Annotated in this window: 14 protein-coding genes; 3 read left to right on the top strand and 11 right to left on the bottom strand. The window is 57.9% G+C overall.

The window, feature by feature from the left end; translation table 11 throughout:
- Nucleotides 1-77: 77 nt before the first annotated feature.
- From proS to radA, 7 genes are all read right to left on the bottom strand, one after another.
- Entirely contained in the window at nt 78-1,622 is a 1,545-nt protein-coding gene (gene proS, locus AC0V6K_RS14125; RefSeq protein WP_472623315.1) for a proline--tRNA ligase, read from the bottom strand.
- A gap of 59 nt (nt 1,623-1,681) precedes the next feature.
- The gene (gene phaR / locus AC0V6K_RS14120) at nt 1,682-2,266 is read right to left on the bottom strand and encodes a polyhydroxyalkanoate synthesis repressor PhaR (protein ID WP_472623313.1); all 585 of its coding nucleotides are present in this window, start codon (nt 2,264-2,266) and stop codon (nt 1,682-1,684) included.
- Nucleotides 2,267-2,345: 79 nt separating this feature from the next.
- Nucleotides 2,346-3,392 carry an alanine racemase gene (gene alr, locus AC0V6K_RS14115; RefSeq protein WP_472623311.1) on the bottom strand — a complete coding sequence of 349 codons (1,047 nt, stop codon included), beginning with the start codon at nt 3,390-3,392 and terminating at the stop codon, nt 2,346-2,348.
- Nucleotides 3,376-5,028: an MFS transporter gene (locus AC0V6K_RS14110; RefSeq protein WP_472623309.1), complete on the bottom strand. Its 1,653-nt coding sequence runs from the start codon at nt 5,026-5,028 to the stop codon at nt 3,376-3,378. The genes alr and AC0V6K_RS14110 overlap by 17 nt, the downstream gene beginning before the upstream one ends.
- 57 nt (nt 5,029-5,085) lie before the next feature.
- Nucleotides 5,086-5,382, bottom strand: coding sequence for a hypothetical protein (locus AC0V6K_RS14105; RefSeq protein WP_486172674.1), 297 nt, complete (start codon nt 5,380-5,382; stop codon nt 5,086-5,088).
- 146 nt (nt 5,383-5,528) lie between these two features.
- A complete protein-coding gene (locus tag AC0V6K_RS14100) occupies nt 5,529-6,068 on the bottom strand; it encodes a CvpA family protein (protein WP_472623305.1) in 540 nt (179 codons plus the stop codon).
- 12 nt (nt 6,069-6,080) lie between these two features.
- A complete protein-coding gene (radA, locus tag AC0V6K_RS14095) occupies nt 6,081-7,448 on the bottom strand; it encodes a DNA repair protein RadA (protein ID WP_472623303.1) in 1,368 nt (455 codons plus the stop codon).
- Nucleotides 7,449-7,520: 72 nt separating this feature from the next.
- Between radA and AC0V6K_RS14090 the strand changes: the two genes are divergently transcribed.
- Nucleotides 7,521-9,839 (top strand): patatin-like protein, encoded by a 2,319-nt coding sequence (locus tag AC0V6K_RS14090; RefSeq protein ID WP_472623301.1) that lies wholly within the window; start codon nt 7,521-7,523, stop codon nt 9,837-9,839.
- A gap of 9 nt (nt 9,840-9,848) precedes the next feature.
- On the opposite strand, the gene AC0V6K_RS14085 is transcribed toward AC0V6K_RS14090, so the two are convergent.
- The 4 genes from AC0V6K_RS14085 to dnaK form a co-directional block, all read right to left on the bottom strand.
- Nucleotides 9,849-10,115: a hypothetical protein gene (locus AC0V6K_RS14085; protein WP_472623299.1), complete on the bottom strand. Its 267-nt coding sequence runs from the start codon at nt 10,113-10,115 to the stop codon at nt 9,849-9,851.
- On the bottom strand, nt 10,115-10,738 hold the full coding sequence (locus AC0V6K_RS14080; RefSeq protein WP_472623297.1) for an MBL fold metallo-hydrolase: 624 nt from the start codon (nt 10,736-10,738) through the stop codon (nt 10,115-10,117). The genes AC0V6K_RS14085 and AC0V6K_RS14080 overlap by 1 nt, the downstream gene beginning before the upstream one ends.
- A 57-nt stretch (nt 10,739-10,795) precedes the next feature.
- On the bottom strand, nt 10,796-11,935 hold the full coding sequence (dnaJ, locus tag AC0V6K_RS14075; RefSeq protein ID WP_472623295.1) for a molecular chaperone DnaJ: 1,140 nt from the start codon (nt 11,933-11,935) through the stop codon (nt 10,796-10,798).
- A gap of 72 nt (nt 11,936-12,007) precedes the next feature.
- Nucleotides 12,008-13,939, bottom strand: a complete 1,932-nt coding sequence (gene dnaK, locus AC0V6K_RS14070; protein WP_472623293.1) for a molecular chaperone DnaK — start codon at nt 13,937-13,939, stop codon at nt 12,008-12,010.
- 218 nt (nt 13,940-14,157) lie between these two features.
- On the opposite strand from dnaK, the gene AC0V6K_RS14065 reads away from it, so the two are divergent.
- Nucleotides 14,158-14,643, top strand: a complete 486-nt coding sequence (locus tag AC0V6K_RS14065) for a copper chaperone PCu(A)C (RefSeq protein WP_472623291.1) — start codon at nt 14,158-14,160, stop codon at nt 14,641-14,643.
- A gap of 50 nt (nt 14,644-14,693) precedes the next feature.
- A complete protein-coding gene (locus tag AC0V6K_RS14060; protein WP_472623289.1) occupies nt 14,694-15,167 on the top strand; it encodes a vgr related protein in 474 nt (157 codons plus the stop codon).
- Nucleotides 15,168-15,284: the final 117 nt, after the last annotated feature.

Here is a 15,284-nt window from a genome sequence, read left to right as displayed (position 1 = left end):
TGGAGCGGCGGCGAATGCGGCTAGCAATGCAAGACGTTTGATCATGCGCCGTCTTGTGCAGCGCAGCCGCCGCCAGATCAATAGGCGCGCGCGATCAGAATCCGCTCAACCGCAGCTTCGCCGGTGAAGATGCACTCGCCCTCGGCAGGCTTGCTGTCCTTTGGCACATTGCGGATGGTCAGCTTCTCGCCTTTGAGTTGCTCGACCACTTTCTCCAGCACGTCGCCGGTGGGCTTCGACCAGTTGACTTCGACCCAACCTGGGTACTTTCCGCCCTTACGGAAGAAGTTCACCACATCATGCCAGTGCCCAACCTCACGCGTGATGTTCGCATCGCGGCGGGTGCGGGCTTCTTCCAACATCCCGTTCTGGATATCTTCGAGCAGCGCGGCGGCACCGCCCACGAACTCGTCGCGCGGCGTGAAAGCCATGGCAGGCTTGCCATTGTCCATGTTCCAAAGAGCGTCACGCCGCAGGACAGCAACCTTGCCGCCTTCCATATCGCGCGGACCGACTTCGAGGATCACTGGCGCACCTTTGCGCACCCAGTCCCAGCGTTTGGCCGAGGCTTTGCCCGGTTTCTTATCAAGCAGCACGCGGATGGGTTCGCCCATGCTTGATTGGCCGGCAAGGCTTGCACGAACTTCCTCGCAATAGGCGAGCAATTCCGCATCTTCGGGCTTATCGCGTAGCATTGGCAAGATGATGATCTGATGGGGGGCAATACGCGGTGGCACACGCATACCGTCATCATCGCCGTGTGTCATAATCACCCCGCCAACCATGCGGGTCGAAGTGCCCCAGCTGGTGGTATGGCAAAGCTGCTGCGTGCCTTCGGCGTCCTGATAGCGGATGCCCGCTGCCTCGGCGAAACTGGTGCCGAGATAGTGACTGGTGCCAGCTTGAAGCGCCTTGCCGTCCTGCATCATCGCTTCGATCGACCAGGTTTCGTCAGCGCCAGGGAAGCGTTCGTTCTCCGGCTTCTCACCAGCAATGACGGGCATGGCGAGGTCTTCTTCGACACAGGCGCGGTACATTTCGAGTGCGCGGTGCGTCTCCTCCAGCGCCTCTTTGCGCGTGGCGTGAGCGGTGTGGCCTTCCTGCCAGAGAAACTCACTGGTGCGCAGGAACATGCGGGTGCGCATTTCCCAGCGCACGACATTGGCCCACTGGTTGAGCATCAGTGGCAAATCGCGCCAGCTCTGAACCCAGCGCGCCATCGCATCACCGATGATCGTTTCGGAGGTAGGACGAACCACCAATGGCTCTTCCAGTTTGGCCTCAGGATCGGGGATCAACCCACCCTTCCCGTCCGCAATCAGGCGGTGGTGGGTGACGACTGCCATTTCCTTGGCAAAGCCATCGACATGATCGGCTTCGCGCTCGAAATTGGCGAGCGGGATGAACAAGGGGAAATACGCGTTGGCGATGCCCGCCGCCTTGATCCGGTCATCCATCAAGCGCTGAACACGCTCCCAGATGCCATAGCCCCACGGCTTGATCACCATGCAACCGCGCACGCCCGACTCCTCAGCGAGATCGGCGGCGGAGATGACTTCCTGATACCATTTGGCGAAATCGTCGGCGCGCTTCACGTTCAGCGCGTGGCGGATATTGGACACGGTTCGGTGATCCTGATCTTTGGTGTTGTTGGGCCGCTTGGTTCGCGACGCCCTTCGCTTTAGTTGCCGATTTCGTCCAGCTTCTTTTGCATCGCCGCCATCTGCTCACGCAGGGCTGCAATCTCGTCAGCTGATGTGTCAGTGGCAGTATCGTGATCGGCCGGTTTGCTGCCAGCTGCTTTCTTGACAGCACCCGGGATGAATACATCCGCCGCAGCGCGCATCATTGCCATGTTTGTCTCATGGATTGCAGCAATCGGATTGTTGCTCATTCCGCTCTGGAAAGCCTCTTTGATCTTGGCCTGATTTTCGCGGAAGTTTTGCATGCTCGCTTCGAGATAGCTGGGCATCATCGTCTGCATTGAATTGCCGTACATGCTGATCAGCTGGCGCAGGAAACTGACTGGGAGCATCTGCTGCTCTCCACTCGATTCCTCTTCCATGATGATCTGGGTCAGGATCGAGTGAGTGATGTCATCACCGGTCTTGGCATCGAGCACTTGAAATTCGATGTTTTCACGGACCATGCCGGCCAAGTCTTCCAACGTGATGTAGCTTGAAGAGCTGGTGTTGTAGAGGCGGCGGTTTGCGTACTTCTTGATGATTACGGCGTCGCCTGATGAGCCGCCTGATTTTTTAGCCATGTTTGATTGCTCTCGATCCCATTTGAATGCTGTGCAACCTTAGCACTTGCACAATGTGCAGTGCAACATCGCAGGTGCACTATTGGAACCGCTGCCCCAGAACGGTGAGCAATTCGTATTGAGTTAGAGGGCTTTGCTGCGCAGCATCGGGCAAATGATACGGCACTTGCAGCCAGTCTCCGTCCCGCAATTCAGGTGCATTTGCGAGATCGACGATCACCATGTCCATGGAGACTCGGCCCAGTACCGGCAGGTGACAACCTTCATGTATCAAGGTGCCTACGCCGCCCCAGCTGCGCAGATATCCGTCAGCGTATCCTAGAGAGACCGTGCCAACCTGCATCTCGCTTGGCGCATTGAAGGTCGCATTATAGCCGACCGTGTCGCCTGCCCTGATTGTCCTGGTCTGGATAATCGCAGCCTCTGGAAAGGCGACCTGCTTGATCTGAGAGCCCAACTCATCGCGCGGAATGCCGCCGTAAAGAGACAGCCCCGGCCGCGTGAGGTCAAAACTGTAGTCTGATCCCAGCGCCACCCCGGCACTGTTCGCAAGACTTAACCGGCGATGGCTGATCGCTGGCACCGCCGCTTGGAAATCACGCAGTTGCCGCGCGTTGATCGGGCCATCTTCGTCGGCGCTCACCAAATGCGACATCAGAATATCGACCTCGAGCGCCTGCAAAGCTGCATTGCCAAGATCATTCAGCGCAACACCCAGACGGTTCATCCCGGTATCGACCATCAAATGGCACCGGCCGCCGCCGGATGACTGCCATATCTCGGCCTGATGCAGCGAATTAATGACCGGCACACTACCGCTTGAACGAGCGTAAGCCGCCTCGTCAGCGTTCAGCGGGCCGTGCAGAACCGAGACTTGCTCAGGGTTCACATGCCTCGCAACACCGGATACTTCGCTCCAATGCGCCACAAAGAACTCGCTGCACCCTGCATCGCGCAAGGCCGGCACGCATGTATCGACACCAAGCCCATAGCAATTCGCTTTGACCGCCGCGCCCGCAGCAGCTGGACCTGATAACGCATCAAGCGCGCGCCAATTCGCTGCAAGCGCAGCGCTATCGACCTTCAGGCGCAGAGTGGAATGTGGCGGATCAGCCGGTTGTGTCATCGACAAAGTCTTGCGGGGGTCCGCCCGGCAATCCCCACCAAGCGACGACAACGCCGAAGGCTACGACAACCCAAGTGTACCAAAGGCCGGAGTAGATATTGCCGGTGCTGGCGACGATCACGCCCGCGATCAACGGCAGGAATCCGCCAAGATAGCCAGCGCCGATATGATACGGGATCGACATGGAGGAGTAGCGAATCCTCGGCGGGAACATCTCCGAAAGAAGTGCCGCGACCGAACCGTATGTTAGTGCCGAGAGGAACCCGAGGCCCAGCAGGATCGCAATAATCCCAACGATGTTCGCAAGTGATGGGCTCTGCTGCGAGAAGTCGAACCCATACAGACTGAGCGCTTCGCGAATGCCAGCAGTGCGGATCGCGCCTTGCTTTTCAGACGGTGCAAACCACGCCTGATCGATTGCGACGCTTTCGCCGCCCACACTCATCGCCAGCTCGTCTCCGTCGACCAGAGTGTAGCTGACACCTGATGCAGTGAGCGTCTCCAGCACCTTACCGCAATCGGTCTGTTCGCGATCAAACAGCTGCGCGAACGGATCGGTGACGCATTCCGGTCCGCTGACTGTGATCGGGTTCTTCTCCGCCGCATCCTGCAGGCCCGGGTTGGCAAGGCTGCCCAGCCCCCAGAACGCAGGGAACAGGAGGAATAGTGTCGCAATCGCACCAATGATGATCGGCTTCTTGCGCCCCACCCTGTCGGACCAATGGCCAATCACGACGTAAAAACTCATCGAAATTGCGCCGGCGATTAGCAGTATCCAGTTCACCGTATCAGGCTCGACATGCATCGGCCCGCGCAGGAAGCTGAGACCGGAGAAGAACGCTGTGTACCAGATCGTGGTCAAGATACCGGTGATACCGAACAGCGCGACGAAGATGCGCTTCTTGTTACCTGGGTAGGTGAAGCTCTCGATAAACGGATTGCCAGAGGTTTCGCCCGCTTCCTTCATCGCCTGGAACACAGGGCTTTCGGAAAGCATCAGGCGCATCCAGAGCGAGATAACCAGAAGCAGAATCGAAAGCAGGAACGGAATACGCCAGCCCCATGCTTCAAAGCTCTCCTTGTCCATCAGCGCACTGCTGGCGAGCACAACAATGATGGATAGGACAAAGCCGCCTGCAACACTGGCCTGAATAAAGCTGGTGTAGAGACCGCGCTTTTCCGGGGGAGCGTGCTCGGCGACATAGATTGCCGCTCCGCCATATTCTCCGCCAAGCGCCAAGCCCTGTATCACCCTCAGCAGGATCACGATGATCGGCGCGGCGATGCCAATCTGGTCAACCGTCGGGATGAAGCCCACCCCGGCCGTCGCGATGCCCATCAATGTGACGGTGACAAGGAAGGTGTATTTGCGCCCCAGTTGGTCACCAAGAAAGCCAAACAGGATCGCGCCGATCGGGCGGAAAGCAAAGCCCACGGCGAAAGTCGACCAGACCAACAACAGGCCCAGCGTGTCATTATCGACGTCGTAAAAGGCGTCCTTCAGGATGTAGGCGAGAGTGCCGTAGATGAAGAAATCGTACCACTCGAAGATCGTGCCGGCGCTGCTGGCCCCGATGACGAGACGGATTTCCTTCTCGGTTGGTTCGCGCGCTGCCAATGCCTGTGCTTCAGCCATGTATCCCAAATACCCCTGCGTCATTCGCCCGCTAGTTACGGTGCATGCTGTAAGGGTCTAGCCCGTGCTTGCAGAGGATGAAAGCGCCTCGATTGCAGCAGTCCACGGCAGCAATAATGCACCATGGCGACCGGGATGGTCTTTGACAGGTAAGAGCGCATCAAATTCAGGCCAATCGGGTTCGCCCCCGTCATCCTCCAGCCACCGCTCAATCTGCGCTTTGGCAGCGATGATCGCCTCCTGACTAGTGCCCGAAGCCGCGTCGGCCAAGATGGCAGCTGAGCTTTGCCCAACCGCGCAAGCCGTGACCTGCATGCCGATCCCTTGGACATGCCCTGCCGGGTCCACATCCATTCCTATCGTGATGGTGCTGCCACAGGTTTTCGAGCGAGCCGAAGCATTATGTGAAAAACTGGCCGACAGAGGAAAGTCTGCGAGCCGAGCAGACAGCATCAGCATTCGAGGCGAGTAGAGCTTGGAGGAGCTCTGCGCGTCAACGCTCATTCCTCGACCGTTTCGTCGTCAGGTGCGTCCTGCTCTTCGCCCAAGACCTGTTCGCGCCGTTCGGCAATCATCCGCACCAACTGGCGCGAAAACGCGTCCGCAGCCGGATAAGTGCGCGCCGTGGTGATCCAACCCGGGCGCCCTTTGTATCCCCAAACACTGTCGAAACCGAGCACGATGACAGAAAAAGCGAACACGACGACGAGCGTCCCCTTAATGGTGCCGAACCCAAAGCCCAGCACTCTATCAATCGGGCCAAGGATGGAATTGCGAGAGGCCTCGCCTGCATTACTCGAGATAACGCGCATGGCGGCGTAGGGAATCAACAACAGCAGAGCAAAGGCGAGAATGGGGGTCGCTGGCTCCGCGTCATACCACCCGCGCAACGCGTCCGTCAGGGGGCCGTGGAGATAGTAGACCGAGAATGCTGCAAGGATCCAAGCGGCGAGCGACAAGACTTCCTGCACCAAACCGCGCATGAAGCCGCCTACAGCCGCGACCCCGACAACCAACAAAACAAGAATGTCGAACAACATAGTCCGATTGAATTATGCGCTGCCCATCACATGGTCAACGAGATTGGCGAGTTGTCCCAATCCCCGGTAATCAAGCTTCGACGAACCGGTCTTAGCACCGGATGGTCCGTAGCCCTTCTGGAAACCTAGCTTAGCCGCCTCACGAAGGCGCAGATCTGAATGCGCCACGGGACGGATTTCACCAGCCAGTGAAACCTCGCCAAACAGAACCGATTTGTCTGGCAGTGGTCGATCCGCAAGCGCGGAAACGAGCGCGCCTGCAACAGCCAAATCAGCCGCCGGGTCTGAAAGGCGGTATCCGCCAGCGATGTTGAGATACACTTCGGCTGAGCTAAAATTCAGGCCGCAGCGGGACTCCAGCACGGCCAAGAGCATGGCCAAACGTCCGTTGTCCCATCCGACCACAGCACGGCGCGGAGTAGCACCGGATTGCAGGCGAACGATCAAAGCTTGAATTTCTACAAGGACGGGCCGTGTTCCTTCGAGCGCAGGGAAGACCGCGCTGCCCGCCAATGGCTGATCACGTCCCGAAAGGAACAGAGAGGACGGGTTACCAACCTCCTCGAGACCCTCGGTCGCCATCGCAAACACGCCGATCTCATCGACCGCACCGAACCGGTTCTTAAGCGCGCGCAGAATGCGATATTGATGGCTGCGCTCGCCTTCGAAGCTCATCACGACATCCACCATATGCTCAAGCACACGTGGGCCGGCGATATTGCCGTCCTTGGTCACATGCCCGACCAGAACGAGCGATGTGCCGTGCTCCTTGGCGAAGCGGATAAGCTCCAGCGCGCAGCCTCGCACCTGACTGACTGTGCCAGGCGCGCCTTCGATTGTGTCGGAGTGCATCGTCTGGATCGAATCGATCACCAGCAAAGCCGGTGGTTCACCCTGCCCCAGCGTCGTCAGAATATCGCGCACCGAGGTTTCCGAGGCGAGCCGGATGGGCGCATCCGCAATGCCGAGACGCGAGGCCCGCAAACGAACCTGTCCCGCAGCCTCTTCTCCGCTGACATAGACCACGTCATTCCCACCACGCGCGATGGTCGCCGCTGTTTGCAGAAGGAGTGTCGATTTACCGATGCCCGGATCACCCCCCATCAGCACCGCAGAGCCGGGAACAAGGCCACCGCCCAACGCACGGTCAAACTCCGCCAAGCCCGTCGATTTGCGCACCGGCAACTCGGTCGGCTTGTTCAGTGGGACAAATTCGATCCCTCTCCCGCCCTTAGACAAATCATGTTTCTGCGAGAATACGGTTGCCGGTGCATCTTCGACGATGGTGTTCCACTCACCGCAATCGGCACACTGCCCCTGCCAACGGGTCGAAACCGCGCCACAGGACTGGCAAACATAGCGTTTTTTGGGCTTGGCCATGACCGCGCAATAACCAGAACATTTGAAGAACGCAATTGCCTTCGCGCGATATCCACGCCATCAGCCAGAATCATGAGGCAGAAGGAACTGCGCATTGCTTTGGTTTGCTACGGCGGGGTTAGCCTTGCCGTATATATGCATGGCGTCACTAAAGAGCTTTGGCACCTTGCCCGCGCGAGCCGTGCCTATCACGAAGCGGATAAATCCGGCGTCGATGGCGTCGCCAAAGTCTATTTCGATCTGATCGCTGAAATCGAGGAAACGCACAGTCTCCGCCTGAGGGTTCTGCCCGACATTCTGACCGGGGCCAGTGCAGGCGGGATCAATGCGATCTTCTTGGCTCAAGCTCTTCACTCCGGCCACTCGCTCGACACCCTAACCGATCTCTGGCTGCACAATGCGGACGTCAGCGAACTGACCGATCCCGATGCAGAGCCTGTGTGGCGCTACGCCAAAATCTGGGCACAGCCGCTTGCGGACTGGGTGTTGAAGCGGCCGGGAAGCGGGGTTGGTGAAAGCGTAGCGCCCGAAACGCGTGCCGAAGTCCGACGAAAGGTCTCGCGGCTTGTTCGTGGTAGATGGTTCAAGCCACCGTTTTCCGGTGATCGTTTCTCAGGAATGCTCTACGAAGCACTGGAGAATATGGCCGCCGAAGCAGAGGGTCAGCCGCTACTGCCCGATGGCCATCCGATAGACCTGTTCGTCAGCGCAACCGACTATCGCGGTCACGTTGAGGTCCTTCGTTTGCATTCGCCCTCTATCGTGCATGAGACAGAACACCGGCTGCCAATCAGCTTCTCCGATCACATCGGTGCGTCTGGCAAAGGGAAGCTCGGTGACCCGCTCGAACTGGTATTGGCGGCACGCGCCACGGCCAGCTTTCCGGGCGCTTTCCCGCCGCTTGCGATTGATGAGATTGACCGGCTCTCAGAAACCAAGAAACACCCATGGCGATCGCGCGGCAGTTTCCTTTCACGCATCATGCCTGGTCATGTGCGCGACGGCACGCTTGCCGATGTTGCTCTGATCGATGGAGCTGTTCTCGTGAATGCACCGTTTGGTGCCGCACTTAAAGCGTTGCGAGGACGCCCCGCCCAACGCGAAGTTGATCGCCGTTTCGTGTACATTGATCCGCGGCCAGACAGCCGAAACGCCCCTATCGCGAATCCAGATGAACCCATCGGCTTTTTTGGCACAATCCTGGGCTCGCTCTCGTCCATTCCTCGCCGCCAGCCAATCCGCGACAATCTGGAACGAATTGAAGAGCAATCGCGCAATTCACAAAAGCTGCGCAGCATCATTATGGGCATGCGCCCCGATATCGACCGCACGGTTGAGAAGCTGTTCGGGATGACGTTCTTCCTCAACCGTCCCACTCAAAAGCGGTTGACCAGTTGGCGTGCAAAGTCTCAGCAGGCAGCGATCGACCAATCGGGCTACGCCTTCAATGCCTACGCGCAGACCAAATTGAGCGCCATTATCGAGCGGCTCTCTGTCATCACGAAGGCTGCCGCACCTGAACGATCAAGTGCCGACGCGACGATGATAGCCCATGCGTTGCGGCAGGAGCTGGATCGCAGAGATCTCGGCGAACTTGTCGGTCCCGATGGGGTCACAAAACCGGAAACCATCGCGTTTTTCCGTGCCCACGATGTGGGCTACCGCATTCGCCGCCTGCAGTTGCTTGCGCAGCGCCTTTCGCGCGATTGGGAGGTCGATGCGGAGATACCGGATGATGCGCTCGATCTGGCACGAGAGCGGATCTATGACATTTTGGCGGTGTATTTCGGCGCAGATGATGCCGCCACGCTTGGCAGCGAATTCAAGTCCATTGCTGCCAATGCGATGAAGGACCCCGGGGCAGTGCTGGACTATCTTTCCATCCACCGATTGCTGCCAGAAACCGATGCGAGGGCAGAAGAAATGCTGACAGAAGCTCTTGAGGCAATGCCCAAGAATCTCAAGCGGCGTATGCTCCTGACTTATCTGGGCTTTCCATTTTTCGACGTGGCGACGCTGCCCTTGTTGCAGCGCGATGGGCTCGGCGAATACAACCCTGTCAAAGTGGACCGCATTTCACCCGAAGACGCCCGTTCAATCCGAGAGGGCGGCACAAGTGCGACGCTGAGAGGCACCGAGTTCTACAACTTCGGCGCATTCTTCAGCCGAGCCTATCGCGAAAATGACTACATTTGGGGCCGCTTGCACGGCGCCGAAAGGATGGTCGATTTTGTGACTTCGACAGTCGAAAGTGGCGTCGCGAAGGAGGATATCCGCAACGCAAAGCGCGCAGCATTCTTCGCGATCATCGAAGACGAGATGAAGGCTGGGCGATGCCAAAAAGAGCTTCTGGAACAATTGAAGTCAGAGATTCAGGACCGCTTCAACTGAGGCCAGAGATCACTTTTCCATACTGCCCCAGATCGCCTTCACAAAGGAATCCCCGCTGATAAACCCGCCTTCCCGGTTGAAGTCTGCAAGCGGTTTGGCGGCAACAGCTTCGTCCAGTGTCTTGCCTTCTTTGTGGAGCGCCTCAACCCGCCCAACCGCCTGACCAATCACTGCGCGAAAGGCGGCCAGCTCAGCCTTATCGGACATCGCGCCATGGCCCGGGATCACCTTCGTCTCGTCGTCGATCTGCGTCAGCACTAGATCAAGCGTCCGCATCAGGTTGTAGACGTCCCCCCCGAATCAAGATCGACGAAGGGGAAGCTTTTGATCGTGATGTAGAGATCGCCCATGTGGACGACATTGGCCTTCTCCCACATCACCACGCTGTCACCATCTGTGTGGCCACCGCCAACATACATCAAGTTGATTGTGTCGCCATTGACGTGAAAGCGCATGCCCTGATCGTAGGTGACAACTGGCAATGCCGCTTTCGATGCAGGCGGAATGGGGTTGCCAAGAATGGATCCGCCCTTCGCCATCCTCACACGCACATTGTGATGCGCGAATATGGTCGCGCCGGACTTGCCGAAATTCTCGTTCCCGCCGGTGTGATCGAAATGCCAGTGAGTGTTCACGACATACTTGATCGGGTTGGCATTTAGAGCATCGACTGCAGCCTCAATCTGCGGAGTCATGGGCGCAAACTGGTCATCGATGATGATCGTGGCGTCTTCGCCATAGCTGACACCGATATTGCCTCCGCGTCCGAACAGAACCGCGACCCCATCTGCGACCTTCTCTGTCCGGATTTCACCACCCTGCGCTTGAGCAGGTGTGATGGCCGTAGGTAGTACGCCGATGGCTCCCAAAGCGATACCAAGCGCGAGAAGTCTATTCATGGGGGTCTCTCCTGTTCCTGCGCGAAGGATTAGGAGAGGAAGGCATGTCTGTCGAGCCTATGCTCCGAACGCTTCTTTCAGTTTTGAAAAGAAGCTGCGGCTCTCCGGGCACTCTTCACCCGTTTCGGTCTCGCGGAACTGCTTGAGCAGCTCCTTCTGTTCCTTGGACAGCTTTGTCGGTGTTTCGACCGCGATTTCCACGACCAGATCGCCGCGCCCGCGCCCCTGTAGAACGGGCATACCCGCCCCGCGTACGCGCAGTTGCTTGCCTGACTGGATACCGACCGGAATATCGACAGTGTTGGTGCTGCCATCGAGATCGGGAATGTCGATGCTGCCGCCAAGGGCAGCAGTCGTGAAGCTGACTGGAACGCGGGTGGCCAATGTGGTGCCTTCACGCTCGAATACGTTGTGCGGTTTCACGTGAACAAAGATGTAGAGGTCGCCTGACGGAGCCCCACGCATCCCCGCTTCACCTTTACCGGACAGGCGGATGCGAGTGCCGGTATCGACGCCGGGAGGGACATCCACTTCAAGGACTTGTGCACGATCTTCGCGGCCCTCGCCGCGGCAATTGGTGCATGGATCTTCGATCACCACACCGCGGCCGCTGCAGGTCGGGCATGGACGTTCGACCACGAATAGGCCCTGCTTTGCACGAACAGCGCCCCGTCCATGACACAGGTTGCACTGACGCTCACCCGTACCCGGTGTTGCACCAGTTCCGTCACACGTTTCGCAGCTTTGCGAAACTTCGATCTCGATCTCGGTCGTTTTGCCGTGAAACGCTTCTTCCAGCGTGATCTGCATGTCGTAACGCAGGTCTGCGCCGCGACGGTTCTGTTGCTGGCCGCCACGACCGCCTCCACCAAAGGCGCTGCCGAAGATCGTCTCAAAGATGTCGCCAATGTCAGCGAAGTCGCCCTGACCACCGCCAAAGCCGCCGCCACCGCTGCCGCTCATGCCTTGAGTGAAGGCTTCGTGGCCATAGCGGTCATATGCCGCGCGCTTCTGCGGGTCCTTGAGGACCTCGTAGGCCTCATTGCAGGCCTTGAAGTTCGCTTCAGCTTCAGCGTCACCCGGATTGCGGTCCGGGTGATACTTCATCGCGAGCTTGCGATATGCGCTCTTGATCGCCGCGCCATCGGCATCGCGCGTTACGCTGAGCGTTTCGTAATAGGATTGGGTGGTGGCCATTATCGCTACCTCTCAATCATCGCCGTCACCCTCACAAAGCAGCAAGGGTGACGGGGTGATTGCACGGACCGATTACTCAGCCTTGTTGTCTTCGTCGACTTCGGAGAATTCGGCGTCGACAACGTCTTCCTCTGGTGCAGCTTCTTCAGCCGGACCATCGCTCGCGGCACCTTCGGCACCGGCAGCTTGCTCTTGTTCGTAGATCTGCTGACCCATTTTCATGGCCGCTTCGGTCAAAGCCTGAGCCTTTGCACCGATTTCCTCGGCGTCGTCACCTTCAAGCGCGGTCTTGGTCGCGGCAAGCGCTTCCTCAACGGCAGTCTTGGTGTCGGCGTCGATCTTATCACCATGCTCTTCAAGCTGCTTCTCGGTTGCGTGGACAAGGCTGTCGGCCTGGTTGCGCGCTTCGGCAGCGGCACGCCGCTTCTTGTCTTCTTCAGCGAACTTTTCGGCATCCTGAACCATCTGATCGATGTCGCCATCGGACAGACCGCCCGATGCCTGAATCTTGATCGTCTGCTCTTTGCCAGTGCCCTTATCCTTGGCGCTGACCGAGACGATGCCGTTGGCGTCGATGTCGAAAGTCACTTCAACTTGCGGCACACCGCGCGGTGCGGGTGGAATGCCGACAAGGTCGAAATTACCCAGCAGTTTGTTATCTGCTGCCATCTCGCGTTCGCCCTGGAAAACCTTGATCGTCACAGCGTTCTGGTTGTCTTCGGCGGTTGAGTAAGTCTGCGTCTTTTTGGTCGGGATCGTCGTGTTGCGATCGATCATGCGGGTGAAGACACCGCCAAGTGTCTCGATACCCAGCGACAGCGGGGTTACGTCCAGCAGCAGAACGTCTTTCACGTCGCCCTGAAGGACGCCGGCCTGAATGGCGGCGCCCATGGCAACCACTTCATCCGGGTTAACACCGGTGTGCGGCTTGGCCTCGAAGAACTTCTCAACCACTTCGCGAACCTTGGGCATGCGGGTCATACCGCCGACCAGGATCACCTCGTCGATGTCGTCCTTTGAAACACCCGCGTCAGCCAAGGCCTTCTTACAAGGATCAAGCGTGCGATCGACAAGCTTGCCCACGAGTTTTTCAAGGTCAGCACGCGTGATCGTCTCGACGAGGTGCAACGGCGTGGTCGAACCGTCTTCCATGCGAGCAGTGATAAACGGCAGGTTGATTTCGGTCGTGGCCGAGCTCGAAAGCTCGATCTTCGCCTTTTCAGCCGATTCTTTGAGACGCTGGAGCGCAAGTTTGTCCTTGCGCAGATCCATGTTCTCTTTCTTTTTGAACTGGTCAGCGAGCCATTCAACGATCGCGTTGTCGAAGTCTTCACCGCCAAGGAACGTGTCGCCGTTGGTCGACTTCACTTCAAAGACACCGTCACCGATCTCAAGGATCGAAACGTCAAACGTACCGCCGCCAAGGTCATAGACTGCGATGGTCTTACCGTCGTCTTTGTCCATGCCATAGGCAAGCGCAGCCGCTGTCGGCTCGTTGATGATGCGCAGCACCTCAAGACCAGCGATCTGGCCGGCGTCTTTCGTGGCCTGACGCTGAGCATCGTTGAAGTATGCGGGGACGGTAATCACGGCCTGCGTGACGGTTTCACCAAGATAGCTCTCGGCGGTTTCTTTCATCTTCTGCAGGATGAAAGCGGAAATCTGTGAGGGCGAATATTGCTCGCCACCTGCTTCGACCCACGCATCGCCGTTTTTGCCATTGACGATGTTGTAAGGGACGATGTCCATGTCTTTCTTGGTGGTCGGATCATCAAACCGGCGACCGATCAGACGTTTGATAGCAAACAGGGTGTTGTCCGGGTTGGTCACAGCCTGACGTTTGGCCGGCTGACCGATAAGACGTTCGCTCTCTTTCGTGAAAGCAACGATAGACGGCGTGGTGCGCGCGCCTTCTGAGTTTTCGATAACCTTGGGCTTGCCGCCATCCATGACAGCAACGCACGAGTTGGTCGTGCCGAGGTCGATACCGATTACTTTACCCATTGTATTCCCATCCATTGGCGTTTGTTGGACACCGCGCTGTGGCACTCCCCTTCCCCGGAACCATCCCGAGGTTCTGGCAGGCAAAGCACTTTGGCGGCTCTGTTACACGGCGGATATAGGTGCGGTTTTGCTTGGCACAAGAGATTGTCCTTACTAGTTTGCAAACCATCCAAACTCCGGGCAAATTTCCCGGATCGGGACGCATAAGGGGATATCAATTGCGTAAACTGACCATGATCGCGGCGCTGGCCGCAACCACCGCTCTGGCTGCTTGCGGTGAAGAACCCGTTGAAACGACTTACGGACAGCAAAATGAGGCAGGCGTTATTCCGGGCCTTGAAGTAACCAATGCCAAACTGGTTCTCGCCGCTGTCGAAGGAAATCCGGCGGCGATCTATCTCGACGTTGCCTATTCAGCCGACAAACCCATCGCATTGAGCGGCGCAGAGGTCGAAGGAGCGAAAGAAGCCGAGATCCATGCAACTATGGAATGGGCCGGCAAGATGGAAATGAACAAGGCCAACCCGATCGCGATGAAAAATGGCGACAAGCTCTCATTCGTTCCGGGTGAAAACCACATCATGGTGTTTGAGCCGTCTGCCGACTGGAAAGCCGGAGACACGGTTAAAGCGTCGCTCCGACTGGCAGGCGCGCGCACGCACGACTTCGAAGCAACGGTTCAAGAAGCCGGTGAAGAACGCTGAGTAACATCTCCGGCGCGTCAGATGCCGCAAAATCCGTCCCGGCCTGTCCCGTGGGCGGTGAGCGGCATTTAACGCCGGGAGAAATTGCCGTCGCGCGCGGCGTGTTCGGTGATGCGATTGATTACGAGAAGGTTCTGATCAAGCGACGGAAGTGGTTCCCGTTTCAACCGCGCAACATCACGATGGCACCGCGTGGCAATATCCACTTCCACCCGCATGGCGCATCCTATTGCGATGATTTCTCGCAAGAGAACGTGCTCAAGCAAGGGCATTTGATTCATGAGCTGGCCCATGTCTGGCAAACACAGACCCGCGGCAGCTGGTACCTTGTGCTCAACCGGCATCCATTCTGCCGCTATGATTATGCTCTGAAACCGGGCCAACCGTTCAGCGCCTATGGCATCGAACAGCAGGCAGAGATCATCAAACATGCCTTTTGGATGCGCCACGGATATCTGGTCGCTGGCGTGGCCGACAAGAGTGCCTACGACATGCTTGTGCGGTTTCCCGGAGCCACTCTCTAATCAAATGCACGAGTTGCCGCAGCGCGCCGTAGCGGCAGGCAAACTTTGTGATTGATGCGCTGCCAAATCCTCGGATAGACGCCTCGGTGAGAGCGGATTCGAGAGGACAATTTCATC

The organism is Erythrobacter sp. S43 (genome assembly GCF_057364955.1).
This window is presented reverse-complemented; position numbering and strand designations above follow the sequence as displayed.